Origin of the sequence: Nocardia sp. CNY236 (assembly GCF_000482385.1) — a bacterium.
GTDB lineage: Bacteria > Actinomycetota > Actinomycetes > Mycobacteriales > Mycobacteriaceae > Nocardia.
In genome coordinates this window covers 111,749-134,922 of the sequence record NZ_AXVD01000014.1, presented here as the reverse complement: position 1 = coordinate 134,922, position 23,174 = coordinate 111,749, and the positions used below count along the sequence as shown (strand labels likewise).

Genomic DNA, 23,174 nt, shown 5'->3' with positions numbered 1-23,174 from the left:
GATCCACACCATGGCTCGCTTCACCGGCAGATCCGCAATAGTCACCGGCGCCGCACGCGGCATCGGCGCGGCCTATGCCCGCGCTTTGGCCGCCGAAGGCGCCGCGGTGGTCGTCGCGGACCAGAACACCGAGGACGGTTCCGCAGTCGCTGCGAAGATCGTCGCCGATGGCGGCACAGCGAAATTCTCTCCCGTCGACGTCTCCGATCCCGAATCCGCCGCGGCACTGGCCGATTTCGTTGTGGCCGAATTCGGCGGAATCGATCATCTGGTCAACAATGCAGCGATCTATGGCGACATGAAGCTGAACCTGCTGTTGACCGTGCCCTGGGACTACTACCGAAAGTTCATGAGCGTGAACATGGATGGGGCGCTGATCATGACCCGCGCCGTCTGGCCGCATATGTCCGCACGCGGCAGCGGGTCGATCGTCAACCAATCATCCACCGCGGCATGGCTGTATTCCAGCTTCTACGGACTGGCCAAGGCCGGTGTCAATGGACTGACCCAGCAATTGGCTGCCGAACTCGGCGGATCCGGCATCCGGATCAATGCCATCGCTCCAGGGCCGATCGATACCGAAGCCACCAAGGCGGTGACTCCCGCGGCGATCGTCGACGAGATCGTCGCGCGCTTACCCCTCAAACGCATGGGTACACCAGCCGATCTCGTCGGTGCGTGCTTGTATCTGCTGTCGGACGAGGCGAGCTGGGTCACCGGGCAGATATTCAATATCGACGGCGGTCAGATCATCCGGTCATGAACGAACGAATCGGATTCCTCGGCCTCGGCAGCATCGGTGCGCCGATGGCTCGACGCCTGTTGCAATGGCCAGGCGCACTCACGGTGTGCGATATCCGGGCGACCGCGGTCGAGCCGTTCGCCGCCTCCGGCGCCGGTGTGGCCTGCTCCCCCGCCGAGCTGGCCGCGCAGGCAACGATCATTTCGGTCGCTGTCGTCGATGACGAACAGGTCCGCCGAGTGCTCACCGGACCGGACGGGCTGCTGCAGGCGGCCGTACCGGGAACTGTGGTGGCGGTGCATTCGACGATCGGCGATCGCACCGCCACCGAGCTGTCTGCGATCTGCGACCGGCAGGGGGTCGAATTCATGGACGCTCCGGTCAGTGGTGGCGCGCCGGGAGCGACGCGCGGCACGCTTGCGGTGATGGTGGGCGGCAGCATCGCGGCGTTCGAGCGGTCGCGTGCACCGTTCGGCTGTTTTGCCGATCTCATCGTGCATGCCGGACCGGTCGGTGCGGGCACGCGCATGAAACTGGCGCGCAACTTGGTGCACTTCGTCTCGTTCACCGCCGCCACCGAGGCACAACGGCTCGCCGAAGCAGCCGGCTTGGACATCACTACGCTCGGCACAGTGGTACGGCATTCCGATTCGGTCACCGGCGGCCCCGGCGCCATCATGCTGCGAGATTCCACAGCGCCGATCGCAGCGGACGACTTCTGGCTGTCGATCCTGCGGCATGTGCGCGATCTCGGAGAAAAAGACCTCGGCCTCGCCCTGGAACTGGGTGAACGGCTCGGCACCCCACTACCGCTGGCCGAACTCGCCTTGGGTCGACTCGGGCCCGGACTCGGAGTCGGAACGGGCGAAACTGCATCGGAAAGGGATTCCAGATGAGCGACGACGACTCCGCCGCGACCGTGCGGCAACGTGGACTGGCCAAAATGGCCGAGGTATACGGCACCGAGTTCCAGGACTACCCCAGTGCGCACTTCGCCGTCACCGCCGACCACCTCTTCGCCGAAATCTGGTCCCGACCTGGGCTCAGCATCCGTGACCGCAGGCTGCTGCTACTCGGCGCGCTCACTGCCCAAGGAGCCATCGATACCGCAGGAATCCAGATCGGGGCGGCACTACGCAACGGCGAACTCACCGAAGATCAACTGCACGAGATCGCAGTGTTCCTTTGTCACTATGTGGGCTGGCCCAACGGCACCAAGCTCGACCTGCTGGTGGGCACGATCGCAGCACAACAAAGGAAAGAGGCCGCCCGCGCCCAGCCAGCGCCCACCGAGCCTTGACCCACGGCGATTTCACCTGCCTCGCCGGCATCGTCTGGCTTTCAGCGGCAACTCCGTCAGCCGTGAAGCGCCGGCTACCCGTGCAGGGTAGCATCTAGACATATGTCCGAACCCGATTCCATGATGCTCGAGGCAACTCGGCGCAGGCTCTCCGGCAAACAAGCCAACACCGTGGACAGGCTGACCCGCGCCGCGGTACAGGTGCTCGCGCAGGAAGGGTTCGCTGGCCTGACCATCCGGATGGTCGCCGCGTCGGCAGGCGTCGGCACTGCCACCGCATATACCTACTTCTCTTCCAAAGAGCATCTGGTCGCCGAAATATTCTGGCGTCGGCTGGTTTCATCGCCGTCGCCGGCCAGCCAGAATCCGGACCCGGTGGTGCGCGTCGTCACCGAACTTCGGAATATTGCACTGCTGGTGGCCGACGAGCGCGAACTCTCCGGTGCGGTGACCAGCGCCCTGCTGGGGCGCGACCCCGATGTCGAGCATCTGCGCGATCGGATCGGGAGTGAGATCCGCCGGCGCATCGTGCACGCGCTCGGCCCGGAGCCGGACCCGGAGGTGGTCGAATCGTTGCAGCTGCTCTATGCAGGCGCCCTCGTCCGCGCGGGCATGGGCTATGCATCCTATGCCGAGATCGCCGACCGGATAGAGAAGTCCGCGCTACTCATCCTGCGCTAGGCAGCAGCCCGGCACGATTAATAGAAATCCGGGACGAGAGGGACGCCGCGGTCGGAGTGGATCACGCCGAACAGGTTCGCCAACGGTTGAATTATCGCCGCACGTGTGTCGTCGTAGTATCCGATGAGAATACCGACTGTCGCCATTCTGCGTTCATCGATCTTACGGTAGACGACACCACCCGAACCGAGACATATCAACTGACCCAACTGAGGGTTGGTATCGATCTCTTTGGCGTCGGCGATACCTGGGCCATGCGGAGGCATGAGCTGAGGGGCAGCGCCTGCTGAACCTCTGGGCGAGCTGGGAGGGTTCCGGCGGCCACTACCTCCCGCGTAATCGACGTCGTAACCGGCGCCCAGCACAGTAAGAGGTGGCTGATGCGAAGCATGCAGCAGCTACTGAAAACCCTTACGAAACTGGAGGTTCGAACGATGTCGCGCTACGAACGAGCGGCCGACCGATTCTTCGCCGCGTGGAACGCATCCGACGAGGACATTCGAGCGAAGGCGGTCGCTGCGGCGTGGACCGAGGACGCTGTGTACCTCGACCCGAAGATCGATACCAGCGGGCACGACCAGCTCGCAGCGGCCATTGGAGGAGTACTCGCCCAGCTTCCCGGCTACGAGTTTCGTCGGGTCGGTGCGGTCGACGGCCACCACGACGTGGCACGGTTCTCCTGGGAGTTGGTCTCGCTCGCCGATGGCAGTGCCCCGGCCGCGGGTACCGATGTGATCACTCTCGGTGACGACGACCGAATCACTCGCGTGGTCGGGTTCCTCGATCGAGAACTGGCGGCCTAAGACCCGCCACGGTGATCGTGCGTCCAGCGTGGTGCTGCCAGTGGCGGTACCACGCGCCACGGACCTCGTCGGTGTGATCGGGTCGCACTCCTGGCCCGGCGGCCTCGGCGCTGGACGCCGCTGTAGCCGATGACCTGGTCCACTTCGAAACTATGCTGATCCGACGTTCTCACGCATCGGCAGGACACAAGCCACTGATCATGGAGAAAGTCGTGAAGATAGCACGCAGTCTGCACGACCCGGATGTTCTCGATCATGCGCAGTACGACGGGGACAAGCCCGGTGGCCTATACGAGAGCTTCTACCAACGCGCCAATCATCCGACAAAGCCGCTCGCGTTCTGGATCCGCTACACCGTATTCGTTCCGAAAGGGCGGCCCGAAGCCGCGATCGGCGAACTCTGGTTCGTGTTCTTCGACGGCGAAACCGGTGAGCACACGGTGATGAAGGAGGAATTCCCGATCGCCGAGTGCTCGTTCTCGACGAACTCTTTCGACGTGCGAATCGGCGAGGCGGTGCTGACACCGGGCCGTTTGGTCGGCGGGGGCGAAGCGGCGGGCGGCCGGTCCACCTGGGATCTGTCGTACAAGTCGGCGCACCCACCGGTGTTGTTGCAACCACGGCTGGCGTACTCTCTGGAGTTTCCCAAGGCCAAGAGCCTGGTCGCGCACCCGCTAGCGGTGTTCGACGGCGTGCTGACGGTGGACGGTCGCGAGATCCCCATCCGGGACTGGGTGGGTAGCCAAAACCACAACTGGGGTTCCGCGCACACCGACAAATATGCGTTCGCCCAGGTCGCGGGCTTCAATGAGGATCCGGAAGGGTTCTTGGAGATCGCAACCGCTCAGGTCCGGCTGGCCGGCCCGGTCCACACACCGTGGGTCACCATGCTGGTGTTGCGTTCCCACGGCCGGGAATACGACATGTCCTCGTTGCTGCGCGCCTTCCGCCACCGAGCGAAGTACTCGTACTTCGAATGGACATTCACCGCCGAGAACGATCGGGCTCGGATCTCGGGGCGGATCTCCGCGCCACGCGAAGCGTTCGTGGGGCTCGTCTATTACAACCCCTCCGGCGGCATCAAGCATTGCCTGAACACCAAGATCGGCCGGTGTGAACTCCAGGTCGCCGACAAGACCGACGGCCGGGAATTCACCCTCACCACTGCTCATCGCGCCTTGTTCGAAATCCTGACAGACGACCGCCGCCACGGAATCACGATTCGCGCGTGACCGCCTGAGAGCAGGCCCCAGGATGCGATACGCGGCGGCAAGGCGATGCTCGACACGTAGGCGCATCCACAACTGGATACGGGCGAGTCCACCCGCCTCGTGATCGTGTCTGCGACCACGGAACGGATGGACTCGACACCGTCTACTGCGGACGAAGCAGGCCAATCGGACCCATTCGTGCCGTTCGGGCTTACACGTCGTAGTAGAGCTCGGACTGAAAGCTGGACATTTGCAGCGTTGGCGATCGCTGACTGCGGTGGCTCTGAACTGCGGTTTCTCCGTCGTACCGTTGGCTGGCATCGGCCCTCGGTGGCGGCACTGCGTGTGAACTGCGTGTGAGAGCCGCACAGGTGCGCCGTGCTGTGGCACTCGTGCGTGCCGACCGGGCATCCTGGGACGGTCGGCAGTTGACCAAAAAGGGGGCTGAGGCGTGGATGCGATCAACGTCGGAGTCGTTGGATTCCGTTGGGGTTGTTGGAAATGTGGGGAATCCGTCCGGTGCGTTGTGGGGCCGTACCGGTACGGCGACAACCAGATCCCGGTGGGAGATCGCGCGTTGCTCATCGCTCGCGAGATCCTGGATAAGGCAGGCAAAGGCGATATCACCGAGCATCTGGTGCCATCCCGCTATGCGGATGGGACGCGTGGGGATCTCGCGTCCCACTGCGCGAGCTGCGGTGCCGTGCAGGGCAACTTCTACGTCCATCAAGAGGCATTGAACGCCCTCATCGACTCGGCTGGGGACATCCAGATTCTTGACCTGCTCGCGGATGGCACATGTGACGCGGGGATGTGGTCGAAACTGGTGGCAGACGAGTGGTTGGAGGCAATCTTCTTCTAGCCGTCTGACTGGACTGCACGCGTGTTGGCCCTGCTCTGGGTTGGCCTGCGCATACAGGGGGCTGGCTACCCGCCTGCCCCATAAGGCCTGCCCTTCTCGCGTAGAGGCTCCGGGGTCAAGGGTGGCGAATGCCATCACGCAGTGACGCCGTAGGCGCCCTTAACGCTGGAGGGGCGCGGGAACACAATGCAGGCCAACCCAGAGCAGGGCCACGCGGCCGAAGGTCGCGCAATGCCACCCAGAGGCAGGGGTTTCGCAACCTGCCACACTCCACGTATGGATGTCTGCCGCCGGATTCGTTCAGCAATCCATCCGCGCAGGTCACGAACCAGCAAGTGCAGGTGAGGGTTCGTCGCTATGGGACGATTAGCGCGTGACCGTTCTCGAACTATCGGATGAGTGGCAGGTCCGCGACGATTCGGGAAGCTCGCCCGAAGACTTCTTCCCTGCGGCGCTTCGCGAGATCAAGTTGGAGCTGAGCCCCGACCATGAGCTGTCGGGGCAGGTTGTTCGCATCGAGGCACGCTACTGGCCCGCCGACGACGTCATCGTCAGCCTGATTGACGGCGAGTTCGCCTTGATTCACCCGACGTGGTCGGGACATGTCGAATTGCCACCGTGGCCGAAGGCATTTCGACTTGGGTATGCGGTCATGGCTTCGCGGGCGATATCGGAGTGGGAACAGTGGCATTGACATCATCAACTCCGCAGACGGGCAGTACCACGGCCAGTCAACCGGGCAGAGCGTCGGCGGATTCGTGTGCGACTGCGGGACGGCTCTCATCGTGCCCACACTTCTCGGTTATCGAATATCAGCCATCTCGGTTCAGGCGGTGACGGAGCAGCGCGTGGCCGCCGCACCGGCGCGCCGGCGGGCGGAGCCTGCGGAGCCCAGCCGCTGCGGGCCGTAGTGCGGCGGCGGCGCGCAGCGCCGTCGCCCTTGATACCTATGGGCACCTGTGGCCGGATACGGACGAGTCCACCCGTCTCGTGATCGCGTCTGTGATCGCGGAACGGATGGACTCGACGTCGCCTACTGCGTATGAACTGCGTACGAAGCGGGCCAAGTAGGCCCATTCGCGCAGGTCAGGCTTACACGTCGTAGTAGAGCTCGAACTCGTACGGGTGCGGACGCAGGTTCACCGGCGCGATCTCGTTGTCGCGCTTGAGGCCGATCCAGGTCTCGATCAGATCCTCGGTGAAGACATTGCCCTCGGTGAGGTAGTCGTGGTCGGCCTCGAGACGGTCGATGACCGAGGACAGGTTGGTGGGGGCCTGCGGGATGTTCTTGGCCTCTTCCGGCGGGAGTTCGTAGAGGTCCTTGTCGACCGGAGCCATCGGCTCGATCTTCTTCTTGATGCCGTCCAGGCCGGCCATCATCATGGCGGCGAAAGCCAGGTACGGGTTGCCCGACGAGTCCGGCGCCCGGAACTCGAGACGCTTGGCCTTCGGGTTGTTGCCGGTGACCGGGATACGGACGGCGGCGGAGCGGTTGCGCTGCGAGTACACCAGGTTGATCGGGGCCTCGAAGCCCGGGACCAGGCGGTGGTAGGAGTTCACCGTGGGGTTGGTGAAGGCCAGCAGCGACGGGGCGTGGTGCAGGATGCCGCCGATGTAGTGGCGCGCCAGGTCCGACAGACCGCCGTAGCCGGCCTCGTCGTGGAACAGCGGCTTGCCGTCCTTCCACAGCGACTGGTGCACGTGCATGCCCGAGCCGTTGTCGCCGAACAGCGGCTTCGGCATGAAGGTCACCGTCTTGCCCTCGGCCCAGGCGGTGTTCTTGACGATGTACTTGAACAGCTGCAGATCATCGGCCGCCTGCAGCAGGGTGCTGAACTTGTAGTTGATCTCGGCCTGGCCGGCGGTACCGACCTCGTGGTGGCCGCGCTCCAGCTCGAAGCCGGCGTTCTGCAGGTTCGTCGAGATCTTGTCGCGCAGGTCCACGTAGTGGTCGTAGGGCGCGACGGGGAAGTAGCCGCCCTTGTTGCGCACCTTGTAGCCGCGGTTGCGGGTACCGTCCGGGTTGAATTCCGCGCCGGTGTTCCAGGAGCCCGAGATCGACTCGATCTCGTAGAAGGCGCCGTTCATGGCCGAGTCGTAGCGGATCGAGTCGAAGATGTAGAACTCCGCCTCGGGACCGAAGTAGGCGGTGTCGGCGATGCCGGTGGAGCGCAGGTACTCCTCCGCCTTGCGCGCGACGTTACGAGGGTCGCGGCTGTAGGCCTCCCGGGTGAACGGGTCGTGCACGAAGAAGTTGAGGTTCAGCGTCTTGGCGAGGCGGAACGGGTCCACGCGCGCGGTGCTGAAATCGGGCAGCAGGAGCATGTCCGACTCGTCGATCGACTGGAACCCGCGCACGGAGGAACCGTCGAACGCCAGGCCATCTTCGGCGAGGTCGGTGGTGAACGCCTTCGCCGGGATCGAGAAGTGCTGTTGCACACCGGGAAGATCGCAGAAGCGGATGTCGACGTATTCGACATCCTCATCCGCCATGAACTTGATGACCTCGTCGGCCGTGCTGAACGTCACGTGTTCTCCTAATGGATCGGTTCCCAGCCGGTGCCGTCGCCTGGGGTCGTCGCGAGCAGACGCTATGGATTTCGTATTTCCCTGCAGTCAAGGCCATGTTTCGCCAGTGTTACGGCTACCTCTTAGCAGCTGGCCATGGCCTCGTGAGAGCCCGCTGGGGCCCGAACTGCATCGTAGTCCTGCCTCAACCGGGTGTCCGCAGTGGCAATAGGCGGCTACGCGGCGCCGGACGCCCGAATGGGCGGACATATCCTGGAGACATGGCACGCATCACCGGCTCCTGGCTTTCCGGACCAACGGCTGATCCTGGGGACTCGGCGTCTCAGCGGTTCCGCGGCGAGCTGCTCGGGCTGCCCGAAAGCGGGGCAGGCTCCGTGACCGGTATGGGCCGTCGGATCGCCGCGTTGTTCGTGGACTGGATGATCGCACTGGGCATCGCAGCGCTGATTGCACGGAGCGCGGCAGTGTCGAATCTGACGCTGCTGGTCTGGTTCGTCATCGGCATCGGTGCGGTCTCGTTGTTCGGCTTCACGCCGGGGCAATACTTCCTGCGGCTGCGAACGGTCCGTATCGACGCGCCGGCGCCGGTCGGATTCGTCCGTGCCCTGGCCAGGCAGGTGTTGCTGCTCTTCGTCGTGCCGGCGTTGTTCACCGACGCCGACGGGCGCGGCATGCACGACCGGGCGACGGGCACCGCGCTGGTGCATGCACGCTGAGTGGCGCCTGTCCCTCGAGAAGCTCAGCGACGCCGGATCGTGCGCTGCATGCCGCGCATCTTGGCTCCTGTGGGCATCGGACCCTTCGGTAAGGCGGGCCCTCCCCGCGCGCTCAGCGCTGCCAGTCGACCTTCGATGAGATCCATACGTTTGGTGTTGATGTTGCGAGGCAGCTTGGTCAGGTAACGCTGCAGCTCTTTGAGCGGAACCTGCCCCTCGTCGTTGCCGATGACGATGTCGTAGATCGGGGTATCGCCGATCAGGCGCGCGGTGCGCTTCTTCTCCTGCGCCAACAACGACTTCACCCGCTGCGGCGAGCCCTCGGCGACCAGTACCACGCCAGGCATACCGATCACCCGGTGCACCGCGTCGAGCTGCGTGGTCGCAGCGATGCCATTGCTCACCCGCCACTTCCCCTGCATGTTGTCCAGCACCCAGGCCGCAGCTCCGGCTTGGCCCTCCGCCTTCCGATAGACGTTCTTCTGCACGCGCCGGCCGAAGATGATGAAGGCGATCAGTGCGCCGAGCACCACGCCCAGCGGTACCAGAAACCAGGTCAGCCCGACGATCAGCCCGATGATCACAGCGACGGCGACGCTGGCCAGCACGGCGCCGATCATCAACGGCAGCAGCAGCTTGTCTTCCTTACGCTGCATCTGGAACGCCTGCCACAGTTGCCTGCGGCGTTCTTTGGACTGCTGTTTGCGGGCCGCTTTCGCCGCAGCCTTCGCTTCCTTGGAGGGCTTACCTGCTGCCATGTCTCTACACAATAGTGCCCAGGTAGTCGCGGTTCCGTGCTGGGAGTTCGCCTGATCAATTCCCACGACGGCGGGCAATCGCCCCTAGCACGGTGAGGTCCAGATCACCGGATGCCTCGGTCCATCCTGCGGCGTGCAGGTCCACTGGAGCGATCACGCCGAGGGCGTCACGCAGGCCGACGACAACCGAATGCGCGAATTCGCGCATGTTGTTCGCGCCGATCGGCCAGAACAATGTCTTGGTCCAGTTCTCGGTGTCGAGACGCAGCGCCGGCTCCCGCCACCCGAGTGCACGCAATTCCCGCGCGGCGTCGGCCGGGATGGGATGGCTCAGATAGTGGCTTCCAGCCAGCTCGGCGGACAACTTGATGTCGTACTGAACGAACTGGACATACCGATTTCCGGATGCGGCGATGATCAGCGTCGCGCGGGAGGGCAACTCCGACAGACAGTGCGCCAGCGCTTGGACGAACCGTTCCCACTCCGCCGTCGCCGACTCACTCATTGTTCCCCCGCGCATCGGCACTCGTCCCATGATACGCCAGCCCGTGTGCGGCGGCAGGCGGATCACGGTGCCGCATACCCGGTTCGGCGCGCCATTACGCGCCGTCCGCACCACGAACGAGGGAGCGAACATCTACCCTGAGCGGTGACCCGTGCAGACCAGAGAACGAGTGCGGCGCACTCCGATTCCAGCACAGACCGAGGCGACGATGCCGATGAACCTGCCGACCCGCAGCGACGCGACGATGACGCAACCAGTCGACGACCCCACCGCCGAACGTCTGGCCGCCGCCTTGCGCTGCGCGACCGTGTCCGCCGACGACCCACACCGCCTCGATACCACGGCATTCGATCGCCTCGATGCCCATCTGCGCCAATCCTTCCCACTGGTGCACGCCGAACTCGAACTGCGGCGGTTCGGACCCAGCAGGCTCTACCGATGGCCCGGCACGGAACCGACCGGAGTCGCAGCCATCCTGCTGGCGCATCAAGACGTGGTGCCGGTGGACGATCCGCAACGGTGGACACATCCGCCGTTCGCCGGTGTGGTCGACGACGAATACATTTGGGGTCGCGGCGCGATCGACGACAAGAGCCGCGTGCTCGCCGCATTGGAAGCGGTCGAGTCGGCCCTCGCCGACGGCCTGCGGCCCCGACGAACGATCTATCTGGCGTTCGGGCACGACGAGGAGGTCTTCGGCGGCGACGGCGCCGTCCCCATGGCCGAACACCTGCGGCAGGCGGGCGTGTACGCGGATCTCTTGCTCGACGAGGGTGGGGTGATCACCGCAGACGTGATCGAGGGGGTGCGGCAGCCGGTGGCGACGATCATGCTCGGCGAGAAGGGGTACGCCACGGTCCGGTTGTCGGTCACCGACACGGGTGGACATTCGTCCATGCCGGGCACGCAAACGGCGATCGGCCGGATCGCGCGCGCGGTGCACCGGATTCAGACACATCCGATGCCGCTGCGCCTGACCCCGGTGATCGCGGACATGCTGCACAGGCTGCGCACCGTGATGCACGGGCCGCGTGGACACCTGCTGGGGCTTGCCCGTATCGCGCCTTCGCTGATCACCCGGGTGATGGCGACCCAACCGCAGACCGCGGCGCTGGTGCGCACCACCACCGCGCCCACAGTGATACGCGGCGGAGTGCGGGCGAACGTACTACCGGCCCAGGCAGAGGCCCTGGTGAACTTCCGTATCCTGCCAGGAGATTCGGTTGCCGCGGTACTGCGGCATTGCCGGAAGGTCGTGCGCGACCCGCAGGTGCGATTCGACGTGGTGGGGACGGCCACCGAGCCCTCCACGGTCACCGCGCCCGGTCCTGCTTTCGACCTGGTCGCCGACCTCGCGCGCGCGGTCGTCCCGGGCATCGCGGTGACCACCGGCCTCGTTCCGGGCGCGACCGACTCCCGGCACTATGCCGACCTGGCGCTCACGCGGTGCAATTTTGCCCCGGTTGTGCTGGACGAGCGTGACCTCGCCTCGATCCATGGAACCGACGAGCGCCTCTCGCGGGTCAACTACGCTCGACTCATCACGTTCAACCGGCGGCTGATCGAGTACTTCGCGACGACCGGCACGCCACAGACGTCAGGAGCCGATTCATGAGCAGCGAGCCCGCGGCCGGCAACAGCGCCCCCTCCGAGCCACCCGCCACGTCCCCGGTCCGCACCCAGTCCGGCACGCTCGCCCGCAGCGGCGGCATCGTCTGGCGCGCGTGGCTGCCGAACGACGCTGCTCAGGGCGTGATCGTGCTGGTACACGGCGTGGCCGAACATTCCGGTCGTTACACCCACGTCGGGCAGCACTTGGTCGCCGCGGGGTTCGCGGTCTACGCGCCCGATCACCTCGGCCACGGCAAGTCCGCGGGCGGGAAGGCCAATATCGGTTCGATGGACAGCGCGGCCGACAATGTCGCCGCCATGCTGGCCTACGCTGCAGGCGAGCACCCCGGCGTGCCGCGCTTCCTGGTCGCTCACTCGATGGGCAGCCTGATCACTCTGCATCTGGCCACTCGGGCACCGATCGATGTCGAAGGCATCGTGCTGTCCGCACCACCGTTGGACATTCCGATCGGCAACCCGCTGCAACGCCTACTGGCACCTGTGCTGAGCAAGCTCACCCCGAATCTCGGTGCGAAGAAACTGGATTCGTCGATGATCAGCCGCGATCCTGCCGTGGTCGCGGCCTACGACAACGATCCACTGGTGTATCGCGGCATGCTGCCCGTTCGTACCGGCGCCGAGATCATGAACGCCACCGTCGTGGTCAAGCAGCGGCTGGCGAAACTCACCGCGCCGCTGTTGGTGCTGCACGGTACTGCCGACGCGATCGCCGCGCCGTCCAGTTCCGACCTCATCGAGCGGGGCTCGGGATCGAAGGATGTCACCGTGATCCGCTACGAGGGCCTCTATCACGAGGTATTCAACGAGCCCGAGCAGGAGAAGGTGCTCAACGACGTGATCACCTGGCTGCACGCGCACTGCACCGGGCGGTAGCGCGAGTGGTCACGCCGTTGCGGGCATGGTCGGTACAACCTTCTCCGCCAGTGTCCGAGCCAGCTCGCACGAATCGATACTCCCCGTATCCCGATTCGATGGAGGGTTGTTCAGGTTGAATTCGAGGCTGCCGCCGTTCATCTCCACATTCACCGTGCACGCCTCTTGGATGTACGGGCCATCGAACTGACGCGTCGACACTGCCCGACGCCCATCGATCGTGAAATCCCGCGTTTCCGCAAAGCCCTTCGAACGCACTACGTCGACGGTCAGATTGGTAGCCCGAATACTCACCGCGTACCCGTTCGTGCGAACCCACGCACAACCCCGCCATCGGACTCCGCCGCTTTTTCTGTTGGTGGGAGTTCTCTTGCTATGCAGTTTTTCCGATGCGAGCACGCTCTCGGGTATGTCCGTGCACGGGTCGTAGGCACTGGGTACCTGCGAGGCGATCGACGATCGAGAGGATGTCCCAGCGGGCGCCGCGACGCCCCGTTCGGTCCCGCACCCAGCGACCAGGACCACTGCACTGGTCACCCACAGCCCAGTACGAATAGCCCTGCTACCGAACACCGTACGATCTCCCTGTGCTGCATCGGACACGACCGTTGCGGCCGGCCCGCCCCTTCCGGCCCAACACCCCTACTACCGCTGAGCGTGTTGCCCACCGCAGAAGAAGGGACTCAAAGACCCGGTTACCTGGCTGGACGTACACCACACCGGGCGGTATCGATCGCGACCACGCAGCTGCCCACCCGGGGGGTGTTGCGCATGGCCGGCCCTGGTAGTCGCCGGATTCTACCAAGTGAAGGTTTCGTCGTCGGCCATACGCTGTGTCGCTTCATCGATCCAGGCTGTGAATCTATTGACGAGATCCGCGGGCGTGGTGGGAGATACCGTGATGTGGGCTCCGGTCACTTCGGTGTAGCGACCGTCATCGGTGATGTCGCGCCATTGCAGGACGTTCTGGGGTGCGGATACGGAGTTGACGGACCCGGTCAACAACCCAGCGCTGCCGCCGCCATCGGCGGGACGGCCTAGCAAGCGCTGATACCGCTCGCGCGGGGTATTGCGAGCGACGTCCTCGAAATAGCTGTTGGTCTGGAATCGCAGGTCCTCGGGATGGAACGTTGCCGCAGGATGTGCACCCGGCAGGCACTCCGGGATCAGCCGCACGAGGCGAGCGGCGAGTTCCTCTGGGCTGGATATCTCGATCCTGATCGCACCATCGTTCCCCCCGGACGCTGATTGAAACAGTGTCACCGAGTGATACACGTTGGTGGCCCCGACGATCCGATAGATCCGAACACTGCCGTCGTTGCCCTTGTGCTTTGTTGTGCCACCGAGGATCTCGATCCGCACAGTCGAAGTGCTCAACGTGTGCATGGCCAGCTCGATGTGCTCGAGTTCGTCGAACGGGTAGCGTTCGCGCACCGTGATCCGGTGCGCGTCGAACTCGTCACGTAGTCCGAAACGACTGTGGTAGTGCAACGGGTTGGGAAACCGGTCATTCGCATCCCCGTACCAGAGGGCAGCGAAATCATCCGGATCGAGTGTCCATGCCGTCATTCGATGATCCGATCGAGGAAAGTTGGTCAGCTATCTCTGCGGTCGCCGCCGATCACACCACCGGGCACCGTCTTCGGCATCTCGCCGAGCAGTTCGTCGGTGTTTTCCTGGGTGACAAGGTAGTCGGGAGTCGTACGGTTCGACTCGTAATCGGACTTGCCGCCACCGGCACCCATTCCCGGCCCCATCATGCCCGGTGTCGCCGCACCACGACCCGACACAGCCGCAGCACCCGCGCCACCGGAGGCGGAACGCACTCCAGAAGCCCCACCCGGCATCCCAGCTCCACCCGGCCCCCCGGGAGCACCCCGCACACCTGAGCCACTGGACGCTCCAGGACCACCGAATCCTCCGGCCCCCGCACGCCCACCGGAACTACCGGACATCCCAGATCCACCGGGTACCCCGGTCCCCCCACGCCCACCAGGCATCCCCAGCACTCCGGAACCACCTGGCCCACCGAGCGCACCAGGACCACCGGCCGGACTTGCGCCACCGGGTATGTTGCGACCCGACGTGGATCCACGATCCTCGGAACCAGCCAACGCATTCGACACACCGGGCTCGGCACCCGCCGCCGTCGTCCTGGTCGGGTCATCACCCGCAACGGCAGTGCCCGGTTCGGCCCCTGCCGGAGTAACCTCGTCTGGGACGGAGGAAGTCCAGGCCGGATCCTGCGTCCCGACAGGTGTGGAGGATCCAGCCGGCTCCGACGCACCCTCATTTCCATCGAGGTCGTCAGAACCAACCGAACCTCGTGGACCTACAGTATTCGGAGGGTTGCCGCCGCCCGTACCGTCTGGTCCTGACCCCGCAATATCCAACGGTTGCGTCGGATCCAAGGCAACCGGCAGCACGGGCACCCGCGCATCGACGCCGCTGAAGCGGGCAACGTAGTTGCTCCGCATGGCCTCCCGGGCACCCTGCTCCGCCTCGTTGCGGGAACGCTCCTCCTCCGCGGCGCGCGGCGGCCAAACATTCGCCGTCCATGAATGGTCGGCGTAGTCCGGGATCGCGTTGCGCGTAGCGACCACCGCTTCAACGGATTCGGTGATCGTGTACGCCAGCTGAGTCAATGCCGGCTCGAGCGTACGGGCGTCATCGGTATAGCGTTTGATCGCATCTTTGGCCGCATCTGCCGCCGCACCTTCCCATGCCTGCCCGATGGACTCGACCATCGCACGCGCGAACGTCTCCACTCCCTGGTCCCACCATGAGGCCACATGCGCGTACTTTTCCGCGGCGTCTTGAGCGTCCCCGTAGTCGTCCAGGGCGCCGAACGATTCTTTGATCTCCTGGTGTGACCAGCTGTGCGGGTTCTCGCCGCCTCCGGGAATCCGTTTAGGCTCGTTCTGATGCATCCGACAACCTCACATCTCTAGCTTGTCCACATAGCACACCTGCACAGGCCCGAAGGATCGCTCTGGAGCAGGTGGTCGTGCCGGTAGTGTTGCTTCCACTTCGCGATATCGTGCAGCCCATTCGGCGTCCTGCTGCATGAAGCGATCCCGAACCGCGCGCAGCAGATCCTGGATGCCTTCAACTACCCGGTAGTGAGATTCCATCACCTCGTAGACGCTGTTCTGCGAACCACGGGCCTTCTCACGGTAGCGCTCTACCATGGTCTGACCCGAAATCAACTCCTTGCCCCCTTGACCACAATTCCCTTCTCCCAAGCCCCACAGCTCCTGACCAGCGATCTCGGTCGCAACCTGCTGGATGTCCTGGATCCTGTTCTTGAAGAACTCGCAATCGCGGTCGATGTTCACGAACTGTTGCGGTTCCATCCGCACCCGCAGCCGTCCCTCCCGCGCCTCATCGACCAAGTTCGCCAAGGGCCGAGGTGGCTTGTCTTCACTCATGACTGTCATCCCTCCCGATGAGTTCGTGCGATCAAGTGGTCACGCCGTTGCTGGCATGGTCGGTACAACCTTCTCCGCCAGTGTCCGAGCCAGCTCGCACGAATCGATACTCCCCGTATCTCGCCTGGACGGAGGGTTGTTCAGGTTGAATTCGAGGCTGCCGCCGTTCATCTCCACATCCACCGTGCACGCCTCTTGGATGTATGGGCCATCGAACTGACGCGTCGACACTGCCCGACGCCCATCGATCGTGAACTCCCGCGTTTCCGCAAAGCCCTTCGAACGCACTACGTCGACAGTCAGATTGGTAGCCCGAATACTCACCGCGTACCCGTTCGTGCGAACCCACGCACAACCCCGCCATCGGACTCCGCCGCTTGCCCTACTGGTGGCAGTTCTCTTGCTATGCAGTCCTTCCGATGCGAGCACGCTCTCCGGTATGTCCGTGCACGGGTCGTAGGCACTGGGCACCTGCGAGGCGATCGACGATCGAGAGGATGTCGCAGCGGGCGCCGCGACGCCCCGTTCGGTCCCGCACCCAGCGACCAGGACCACCGCACCAGCCACCCACATCCCAGTGCGAATAGCATTGCCACGGAACACTGTACGATCCCCCTATGCCGCCTCGGACGTGACCTTGGAGCAGGCACGACTGCTCCGCCCTCGTTGCTGCTGAGCGTAGCCCACCGTCGACGACGTGAGCAATCGATTCCCGCCTGAATAGACCCCGATAGATGGCGCGCTGCAGACACGACCCGCCATCTTCTCACCAAGCACTATGGCTGGGTTCTACCAAGGGAGGAACTCGCCGATACTCCTGGGGGGAGTCGAACACGCTGCTATTTCACACCGAGCTGGAAGTCGAATTCGCCATCATTAGCTCCGGCGATGAACGCCGACCATTCGATCTCATTGAACCGCAGTCGGATGTCAGAAGTAGTAACCAAGGTGTCGCCGCCGTCCCGCTCGACCTGCGCGGCACCGTTTGTGCTGGCCAGACCTTCACAGGCCTCACGGATGAATGTTGACCACTCATCGACGGTGAACTCGATGACTCCGTGATCGTGGTGCTTCGCATGACGAACGAAGACACTGCCTGCCGAGGGGGCCACGTCCACGCAGCCCTCGCCATTTCCGCTGTAGCTGGAGGTCCGCCAAGATCGATGATCTGCGACAGTCATGCGCGCTCCTCTATTCCAAGTTTCGCCAACCGGCTTCTGATGGCTTCAACAGAGTCGGATTCCGACAGCGCGGCAGCACAGAGCCGATCTGTGGCCATCTTATATAGCTGTACCTGCTCTTCTTCCTGGATGTAAAGCGCGCCGGCGGGATACTCGACGTACCCGATGCTTCTGGCGCTGTCGAAGTTCAAGACGATGAAGTCGCCGTCGAGTCCGTCGTGAACAGCCACGCCGACTGGCATGACATGTAGCTCCACTGTGGGAAGCTCAATGACGCGCAGCAGGTGCTCCAGCTGAGAACCCATGACCGAGGGGCCACCCGCGACACGGTCCAGGACGTACTCTTCGATGACCACCCGCAGCCTGAGAGGCCGTTCTCCGGTCAATCGCTGCCGAGCCATACGGCCACGTACCACTGCGGGCGCATCAGCTGGCGGTACACGGAGGTGACCCTCCAGAAGCGCCGCAGCGTATTCAGCCGTCTGAAGCTGCCCAGGTAGGTGCATCGACGTATAGCAGAACTGACTGTCTGCTAGTCCTTCCAGCCCAACGAAGGTCTTGAACCAATCTGGGAACACAGCACTGAACGGTGCCCACCATGTTGTCCGATCTGCCTGCGAGGCAAGCGAAGAGATCCGCTCGATTTGGGAGGGATCGGCACCGTAGAACTTCAGAAGCACCATCACCTCGGCCTGCTGCTGCGTCGACTTGCCGCTTTCCAGATAGTTGATCTTTGTCGCTGTGCAATCGAGCTGGCTTCCCGCCTGCGTTTGCGAAACCCCAGCTCGCTCACGAGCGACCTTCAGTTCTCGACCGATCAGAAACCGCAGCGCATTCGGGTCGGCCCGCCTGTCCGTACCACTCACATCGACCCCTCCATCCGCGCGACGTCCGACAGCACTCTAGTTGGTCTACCGAGACCAACTTCGAATGTATTGCGCCATGTAAATTTACACGCTAGTTTATCTTTAGATATAGGGCGTGTAGCACTCGGCAGCTCCGAGTACTGGAAAGCCCGAGACCAGCAGGGGGTGTGGTTCGTGCGTGTTTTGAGACCCGAGGATCGACAGAGACTCCAGTCGAGTAACGACGGCAGTCACGGTCGCGACGCCTTCCATCCCAGCGCAACGACGAAAGCGGTTCCGCCTCGGCGTAACCACCCGGGTGCCCACTCGCCATCCAATGCCGAACCAGCAGCCCGGTGCGGTAGGCCGCGGTCACTCGCCCGAAAGCGACTCATACGAACGCTATGGAAAGCACACCCCCGCAAAAGCTTTCATGCCGGGTTGCCTCAGGGAAGCTACCTGCGAGAGGTTCGGCGATGAGACCACAGCTGCACGGCTACATGCGATTGCCGCTCATCGAGGATGGGCTTGACACGGTCATGCGCACGTTCGTGGATTTTGCGTCACACCATGGATTTCGGTTGTGCCGAGTGTTCCAAGAAGTCGATCCACCAGCGAGTCTGCTGTGGTTTCTGGTGCAACAGGTGGATCGGGAATCCGGCGGAAGACTCGTGGCTCAGCTACACGAGGTAGCCCGCCGTGACGCGATCGACCTACCCCGGCTACTACGCGGAAGTCCCCCGCGGGACAGGGCATTACGAGCCCTACTCGCTGCGGTGAACGGTAGCGGCGGATACGTCGTCGTGCCGTCGCCGCGGCATCTCGAAGGGCTGGCCGAACCGAGAGAGCTCCTGGTGCGGCGAATGTCGCGGATGCATCCGCCGGTGGGCGTGCTGTATCTCGATGCCGTCGCCGGCGCGTCACGCTCGCCCGACCACCGTCGGTCGGACCAGGTGCCAGGCGATGTGGGTGTCGTCGGGGAATTCACGGTCAAGGCGTTCGGCCTGGCGGTGGAGATCGCGCGGTTGAACACCCATATCCACCTGTCCCGCGCCGGATCGAGCGACGTGATCGAGCAGGCCGATGCGATCGTCCGCGAGTTCGTTCGCACCGCAGTGGATGTCGCATCGGCGTCGGGTGCGACGAACGTGCTGACCGTGCGGCTGATCCGGCGACCGGATACGTTGCGAATGGAATTCACCGAGACACGTGAACACGCCGACGAACCGGTCGATACCCTCGTGCGTCGGTATTGCGCCGGCGTCACTCGGTCTCGGTCGATCACCGGAGGCACCGTCACGCGGTGCGAGCTTCCCTTGGCGCGCACTGTTCCCCACGAGCACAGTAGCGCGGCACCGACGCCGACCCAGACCGCTCGCACCACCGGAAGCCTCGACGACGAGCGGGGACTCCGGTGAAGGCGTACGGGATCGTGCGCGGCGATCGCTCCGGCCGACACACCACCGCACACGTGCACGCAATCCGCACCCTCGCCCGGCACAAAGACTTCGATCTACACAGAATCTTCGTGCGAGACTCCGACGCGGACTTCGGGCTGTTGCTGGCCACGCTCGGCACATCCGGAACCGTCACGCTCGTGGTGCCCTCGGTGTTGCATGTCACCGGCTGGCTCGACGTGATGCGGCGCAACGCAGACGTGTGGACCGTGCTTCCACCTACCTGCTGGCCACGACACCCGGACACGCCGTCGTGACAGAGTGCCACCTGACAGTCGAATTCGAAAACGGTCCGGCGCTGCACTATCGCGCCGAAGAACACGTCGCCCGTGCTTTCGCGGCGGCAGCCCACGCGCAGCGACTGGCATGGGTGACCATCGACCACCTGGTGACCCCGGATCTGCCGCCACTGCCCTGCGCCCGATTGTGGCTGCCATGACCGGATCGTTGTGGCCACACCAACTGGATGCGGTCACCAAGATCTGCGCGGCCCTGCACGATTGCGGTCGCGCGACCGCGGTTGCGGCGTGCGGCACCGGCAAGACGGTCATCGGCGCCGAGTGCTCGGCACGGCTGGCGCCCAACGGGCCTGTTCTCGTGCTCGTACCGACGCTCGAACTGCTGTCCCAAGCGGCACAAACCTATTCGACACACCTTGGACCGGCAACCGGCCCGATCCTCGCGGTCTGCGGAGACCGGACAGCGGCCGACGCGGCAACGAAGCTCCACGCGGAGTCCACTGGGAGCCCACCCCGGGTGGGCACCGATCCAGCCGACCTGGCGCAGGTGCTCGGCGACGGCAGGCGGGCCACGGTATTGGCCACCTACGCGAGCCTGCCCGTCATCCTGGCTGCACATGCCGAATACGGACTCCCACAGTGGGATTTGCTGGTGGCCGACGAGGCCCATCGCACGGCCGGAACGAAAGGACAGTGGACGCGAGTCCACGACGATCGTCGGATACCGGCTCGGCGGCGGCTGTATCTGACCGCCACACCTCGGATCATGACCGTCGGCGGTGACGACATCGTCAGCATGGACGATCCGACGGTATTCGGCCCTCGGGTCTTCCATCTTCCGTTCGCCACCGCAATCGAAGCCGGGCTGCTGGCCGACTATCGAGTGGCGGTGGTGACGGTCACCGACACCGACGTCGCCGAACTCACCACCGCGCACCGGGTGGTGCGAGTCGCAGGTCGCGCGGTGACTGCACGAACCCTCGCCATGCAGATCGCTTTGGCAAAAGCGGTACGCGACTATCGGTTGCGCCGGGTCATCACCTACCACGGGCGAGTGGCAGCGGCAGCTCGCTTCGCCGCGGGACTGGATGCGGCAATCGACCTGCTGCCTGCCGAGGAGAAACCGCCATGGCCGGTGCGTGCCCATAGCGTCAGCGGCGACATGACATCCCAACAGCGCCGCGCCACACTGGCCGAACTGCGGCGCCCCGGGGCGGCGACCGTGGTGGTGTCGAATGCGCGCGTCCTCGCCGAGGGTGTCGACGTCCCAGCACTGGACGCGGTGATGTTCGCCGACCCTCGCGATTCCGCCACCGACGTCACCCAAGCCGTCGGTCGAGCCCTACGCCACGGCGGAGACCGAGGAAAGACCGCGACGATCATCGTGCCGATCTTCCTCGTCGACGGCGAGAACCCCATAGCAGCGCTGGACGGTTCGCAGTTCGACACGGTCTGGCGCGTGGTGCGCGCTTTGCGTGCCCATGACGAACGCATCGGTGACTACCTCGACCGAGCCCGCCGGAACGCGGGGGCATCCGAACGCCGTGGGGTCGAAGACGCTCCCCCGTGGCTGCGCCTCGATGGACTCCCCCCACGCATCGGCCCCGAGTTCCACCGGTCGATTCTGCTGCGCACAGTGCGGATGACGACCTCGACCTGGTGGGAGAACTATGGCGCACTGCTGGCCTTTCACGCCGAGCACGGGCACACGGCCGTGCCGTCCGGACACCGAACTGCTGACGGGCGCGACCTGAGTGAATGGCTCACCAGGTGCCGCGTCGCCCATCGAGCCGGCACGCTGCCGCGCCCATTCACCGAAAAACTGGACGACCTCGGCGTGGAATGGAACCCACTGCCCGCCCGATGGGACAACGGCATCGCGGCACTAGGCGAATTCCACGCCGCGCACGGGCACGGCGAGGTTCCGCTGAATCATGTCACTGCTACCGGATTCGAACTGGGCCAATGGCTGCGCAAGCGTCGGGAGTACTACCGGGCGGGCGTTTTGTCGACCGAACATGCGGCCGTATTGACCTCGTATGGAATCGATTGGCATCCCAGCGCCAGCCGGCGCAACGCCCGGTGGACCGTCGCGCTCCGCGCGCTGGCCGACTACAGAGCCGCGCACGGACACACGAACGTTCCGGTCACCTATGTGACGGCCGATGGTCTATACCTCGGTAGATGGCTGCAACGACGCCGCACCCAGTACCGGGACGGGTCCTTGCCCGACGAACTCGCCACTCGGATACGCGCCGAAGGCGTCGAGTTGGTGGCCGAATCCTCGAGCGCTCAGGTGTGGCATCGTCACCTCGAGGCGCTGGCCGCCTATCGCCGCGAACATGGGCACGCCAATCCCCCGCAACGATTCACGACGTCGGACGGATTCCGGCTGGGCGCCTGGCTCGCACGATGCCGCACCGAGCATCGCCGCGGCCGCCTCGGCCGGGCGCATCTCGACGCATTGCACGCGCTCGGCGTCGACCTGGATTCGACGACCCCCACACGCCGGGGCGGGAAGAAACGTCGCGGTCGCGGATAACCGCGAGGTACCGTGACCGATATGGAGCCGCCCATCCATGCGGTGACGGCGCGTCCGGCACCCGCGCTCGCGGCGTTCATCGACCGCTACGTCGGCTACCGTATGTCCGGGCTCGCGCCGGCGATCCATCGCGGGTTGCCTTCACGGCATATGACGTTCGTCGTCGCCATCGGCCCCACCATCGATGTCGTCGAGCAAACCGATCCGCACCAGTCGCCGCAGAACTATCGCTGTGTGCTGAGTGGCCTGCAGGCGCGCGCCGCACTGATCGCACAACAAGGCGACCAGGAAGGCGTGGCCATCGCGCTGACCCCGCTGGGCTGCCGCACCCTGTTCGGCATTCCCGCGGCGGCACTATGGGATACGTCGATCGAACTGGCCGACGTGGCCGGCCCCGTCGGCCGGCAGCTATGGGAACGGTTACAAGAAGCACCGACCTGGCGGGAACGCTTCGCTGCCTGCGATCGGGTGCTTTCGGCGCTCGCCGACCACGATCGCGTGGTCGGCCCGGAACTCACCTGGGCATGGCACACCCTGGTCGACACCGGCGGGAACATCACGACCGGTCTGTTGGCCGAGCGGATCGGATGGAGCAGGCAACATCTCACTCGCCAGTTCCGTCGCGAATTCGGCCTGAGCCCGAAGCCAGCGGCTCGCATCACCCGATTCGGCCGGGCACGACGGATGCTCGCCCAGACGACCTCGTCGCACACCATCGCCCAGGTAGCCGCCGCATGCGGCTACTACGACCAAGCCCACCTCGATCGCGACTTCGCCGAACTGGCAGGAACCAGCCCCACGAGCTGGCTGTCGGAGCAGGTTCCATCCGTCCAAGCCACCGACGAGCACGCCGGACGACGATGAACG

Annotated in this window: 27 protein-coding genes; 16 read left to right on the top strand and 11 right to left on the bottom strand. The window is 64.6% G+C overall.

The features are described from left to right. Positions 1–10: 10 nt before the first annotated feature. From K940_RS0109940 to K940_RS0109925, 4 genes are all read left to right on the top strand, one after another. Positions 11–763, top strand: coding sequence for an SDR family oxidoreductase (locus tag K940_RS0109940; RefSeq protein WP_028477404.1), 753 nt, complete (start codon positions 11–13; stop codon positions 761–763). Further along, on the top strand, positions 760–1,638 hold the full coding sequence (locus K940_RS0109935; RefSeq protein WP_028477403.1) for an NAD(P)-dependent oxidoreductase: 879 nt from the start codon (positions 760–762) through the stop codon (positions 1,636–1,638). Before K940_RS0109940 ends, K940_RS0109935 begins: the two co-directional genes overlap by 4 nt. Next, entirely contained in the window at positions 1,635–2,042 is a 408-nt protein-coding gene (locus K940_RS0109930) for a carboxymuconolactone decarboxylase family protein (protein WP_028477402.1), read from the top strand. The genes K940_RS0109935 and K940_RS0109930 overlap by 4 nt, the downstream gene beginning before the upstream one ends. Positions 2,043–2,144: 102 nt before the next feature. Beyond that, the gene (locus tag K940_RS0109925) at positions 2,145–2,723 is read left to right on the top strand and encodes a TetR/AcrR family transcriptional regulator (RefSeq protein WP_028477401.1); all 579 of its coding nucleotides are present in this window, start codon (positions 2,145–2,147) and stop codon (positions 2,721–2,723) included. Between the two features lie 17 nt (positions 2,724–2,740). Here K940_RS0109925 and K940_RS32925 read toward each other — a convergent pair whose 3' ends face one another. Continuing rightward, a complete protein-coding gene (locus K940_RS32925; protein WP_028477400.1) occupies positions 2,741–2,989 on the bottom strand; it encodes a hypothetical protein in 249 nt (82 codons plus the stop codon). 168 nt (positions 2,990–3,157) lie between these two features. Here K940_RS32925 and K940_RS0109915 point away from each other — a divergent pair, with 168 nt between their 5' ends. The 4 genes from K940_RS0109915 (at position 3,158) to K940_RS27725 (ending at position 6,293) form a co-directional block, all read left to right on the top strand. Further along, positions 3,158–3,526 (top strand): nuclear transport factor 2 family protein, encoded by a 369-nt coding sequence (locus tag K940_RS0109915; protein WP_028477399.1) that lies wholly within the window; start codon positions 3,158–3,160, stop codon positions 3,524–3,526. Positions 3,527–3,738: 212 nt separating this feature from the next. Further along, positions 3,739–4,758, top strand: a complete 1,020-nt coding sequence (locus K940_RS0109910; protein ID WP_196812157.1) for a hypothetical protein — start codon at positions 3,739–3,741, stop codon at positions 4,756–4,758. A gap of 505 nt (positions 4,759–5,263) precedes the next feature. After that, positions 5,264–5,599 (top strand): hypothetical protein, encoded by a 336-nt coding sequence (locus K940_RS0109905; RefSeq protein WP_028477397.1) that lies wholly within the window; start codon positions 5,264–5,266, stop codon positions 5,597–5,599. A 373-nt stretch (positions 5,600–5,972) separates the two neighbouring features. Further along, positions 5,973–6,293, top strand: coding sequence for a hypothetical protein (locus K940_RS27725; RefSeq protein ID WP_036528111.1), 321 nt, complete (start codon positions 5,973–5,975; stop codon positions 6,291–6,293). 398 nt (positions 6,294–6,691) lie between these two features. Here the strand turns inward: K940_RS27725 and glnA are convergent, their stop codons facing one another. Further along, positions 6,692–8,128 (bottom strand): type I glutamate--ammonia ligase, encoded by a 1,437-nt coding sequence (gene glnA / locus K940_RS0109895; protein WP_028477396.1) that lies wholly within the window; start codon positions 8,126–8,128, stop codon positions 6,692–6,694. Positions 8,129–8,388: 260 nt separating this feature from the next. Here glnA and K940_RS0109890 point away from each other — a divergent pair, with 260 nt between their 5' ends. Further along, positions 8,389–8,844, top strand: a complete 456-nt coding sequence (locus K940_RS0109890) for an RDD family protein (RefSeq protein ID WP_028477395.1) — start codon at positions 8,389–8,391, stop codon at positions 8,842–8,844. A gap of 23 nt (positions 8,845–8,867) precedes the next feature. Here K940_RS0109890 and K940_RS0109885 read toward each other — a convergent pair whose 3' ends face one another. Continuing rightward, positions 8,868–9,602: a DUF4191 domain-containing protein gene (locus K940_RS0109885; protein WP_028477394.1), complete on the bottom strand. Its 735-nt coding sequence runs from the start codon at positions 9,600–9,602 to the stop codon at positions 8,868–8,870. A 55-nt stretch (positions 9,603–9,657) separates the two neighbouring features. Then, positions 9,658–10,107 (bottom strand): hypothetical protein, encoded by a 450-nt coding sequence (locus tag K940_RS30720; RefSeq protein WP_028477393.1) that lies wholly within the window; start codon positions 10,105–10,107, stop codon positions 9,658–9,660. A gap of 214 nt (positions 10,108–10,321) precedes the next feature. Here K940_RS30720 and K940_RS0109875 point away from each other — a divergent pair, with 214 nt between their 5' ends. Next, complete coding sequence (locus K940_RS0109875; protein WP_231390305.1) at positions 10,322–11,722, top strand: M20/M25/M40 family metallo-hydrolase; 1,401 nt, start codon at positions 10,322–10,324, stop codon at positions 11,720–11,722. After that, positions 11,719–12,612, top strand: a complete 894-nt coding sequence (locus tag K940_RS27715; RefSeq protein ID WP_051407056.1) for an alpha/beta hydrolase — start codon at positions 11,719–11,721, stop codon at positions 12,610–12,612. Before K940_RS0109875 ends, K940_RS27715 begins: the two co-directional genes overlap by 4 nt. A 9-nt stretch (positions 12,613–12,621) precedes the next feature. Here the strand turns inward: K940_RS27715 and K940_RS27710 are convergent, their stop codons facing one another. The 7 genes from K940_RS27710 to K940_RS0109835 all read right to left on the bottom strand — a co-directional run bounded on the left by K940_RS27710 (position 12,622) and on the right by K940_RS0109835 (position 18,090). Further along, entirely contained in the window at positions 12,622–13,137 is a 516-nt protein-coding gene (locus tag K940_RS27710) for a DUF3558 domain-containing protein (protein ID WP_231390314.1), read from the bottom strand. A gap of 273 nt (positions 13,138–13,410) precedes the next feature. After that, positions 13,411–14,181, bottom strand: a complete 771-nt coding sequence (locus K940_RS0109860; RefSeq protein ID WP_028477391.1) for an ESX secretion-associated protein EspG — start codon at positions 14,179–14,181, stop codon at positions 13,411–13,413. Positions 14,182–14,207: 26 nt separating this feature from the next. Next, a complete protein-coding gene (locus tag K940_RS0109855) occupies positions 14,208–15,542 on the bottom strand; it encodes a hypothetical protein (RefSeq protein WP_028477390.1) in 1,335 nt (444 codons plus the stop codon). Positions 15,543–15,551: 9 nt separating this feature from the next. Further along, a complete protein-coding gene (locus tag K940_RS27705; RefSeq protein ID WP_081706258.1) occupies positions 15,552–16,043 on the bottom strand; it encodes a hypothetical protein in 492 nt (163 codons plus the stop codon). Positions 16,044–16,082: 39 nt separating this feature from the next. Then, positions 16,083–16,616 carry a DUF3558 domain-containing protein gene (locus K940_RS27700; RefSeq protein ID WP_051407053.1) on the bottom strand — a complete coding sequence of 178 codons (534 nt, stop codon included), beginning with the start codon at positions 16,614–16,616 and terminating at the stop codon, positions 16,083–16,085. Positions 16,617–16,882: 266 nt separating this feature from the next. Beyond that, positions 16,883–17,224, bottom strand: coding sequence for a DUF397 domain-containing protein (locus K940_RS0109840; RefSeq protein WP_028477389.1), 342 nt, complete (start codon positions 17,222–17,224; stop codon positions 16,883–16,885). Beyond that, positions 17,221–18,090, bottom strand: coding sequence for a helix-turn-helix transcriptional regulator (locus K940_RS0109835; RefSeq protein WP_028477388.1), 870 nt, complete (start codon positions 18,088–18,090; stop codon positions 17,221–17,223). The genes K940_RS0109840 and K940_RS0109835 overlap by 4 nt, the downstream gene beginning before the upstream one ends. Before the next feature lie 455 nt (positions 18,091–18,545). Here K940_RS0109835 and K940_RS0109830 point away from each other — a divergent pair, with 455 nt between their 5' ends. The 5 genes from K940_RS0109830 to K940_RS0109810 are packed head-to-tail and all read left to right on the top strand — an operon-like array spanning position 18,546 to position 23,171. Then, on the top strand, positions 18,546–19,487 hold the full coding sequence (locus K940_RS0109830; RefSeq protein ID WP_028477387.1) for a hypothetical protein: 942 nt from the start codon (positions 18,546–18,548) through the stop codon (positions 19,485–19,487). Then, on the top strand, positions 19,484–19,783 hold the full coding sequence (locus K940_RS0109825) for a hypothetical protein (RefSeq protein ID WP_028477386.1): 300 nt from the start codon (positions 19,484–19,486) through the stop codon (positions 19,781–19,783). The genes K940_RS0109830 and K940_RS0109825 overlap by 4 nt, the downstream gene beginning before the upstream one ends. Next, on the top strand, positions 19,780–19,965 hold the full coding sequence (locus tag K940_RS32920; protein ID WP_028477385.1) for a hypothetical protein: 186 nt from the start codon (positions 19,780–19,782) through the stop codon (positions 19,963–19,965). Before K940_RS0109825 ends, K940_RS32920 begins: the two co-directional genes overlap by 4 nt. Beyond that, on the top strand, positions 19,962–22,307 hold the full coding sequence (locus K940_RS0109815) for a DEAD/DEAH box helicase (RefSeq protein WP_028477384.1): 2,346 nt from the start codon (positions 19,962–19,964) through the stop codon (positions 22,305–22,307). The genes K940_RS32920 and K940_RS0109815 overlap by 4 nt, the downstream gene beginning before the upstream one ends. A 21-nt stretch (positions 22,308–22,328) precedes the next feature. Further along, positions 22,329–23,171: a helix-turn-helix domain-containing protein gene (locus K940_RS0109810; protein WP_028477383.1), complete on the top strand. Its 843-nt coding sequence runs from the start codon at positions 22,329–22,331 to the stop codon at positions 23,169–23,171. Positions 23,172–23,174: the final 3 nt, after the last annotated feature.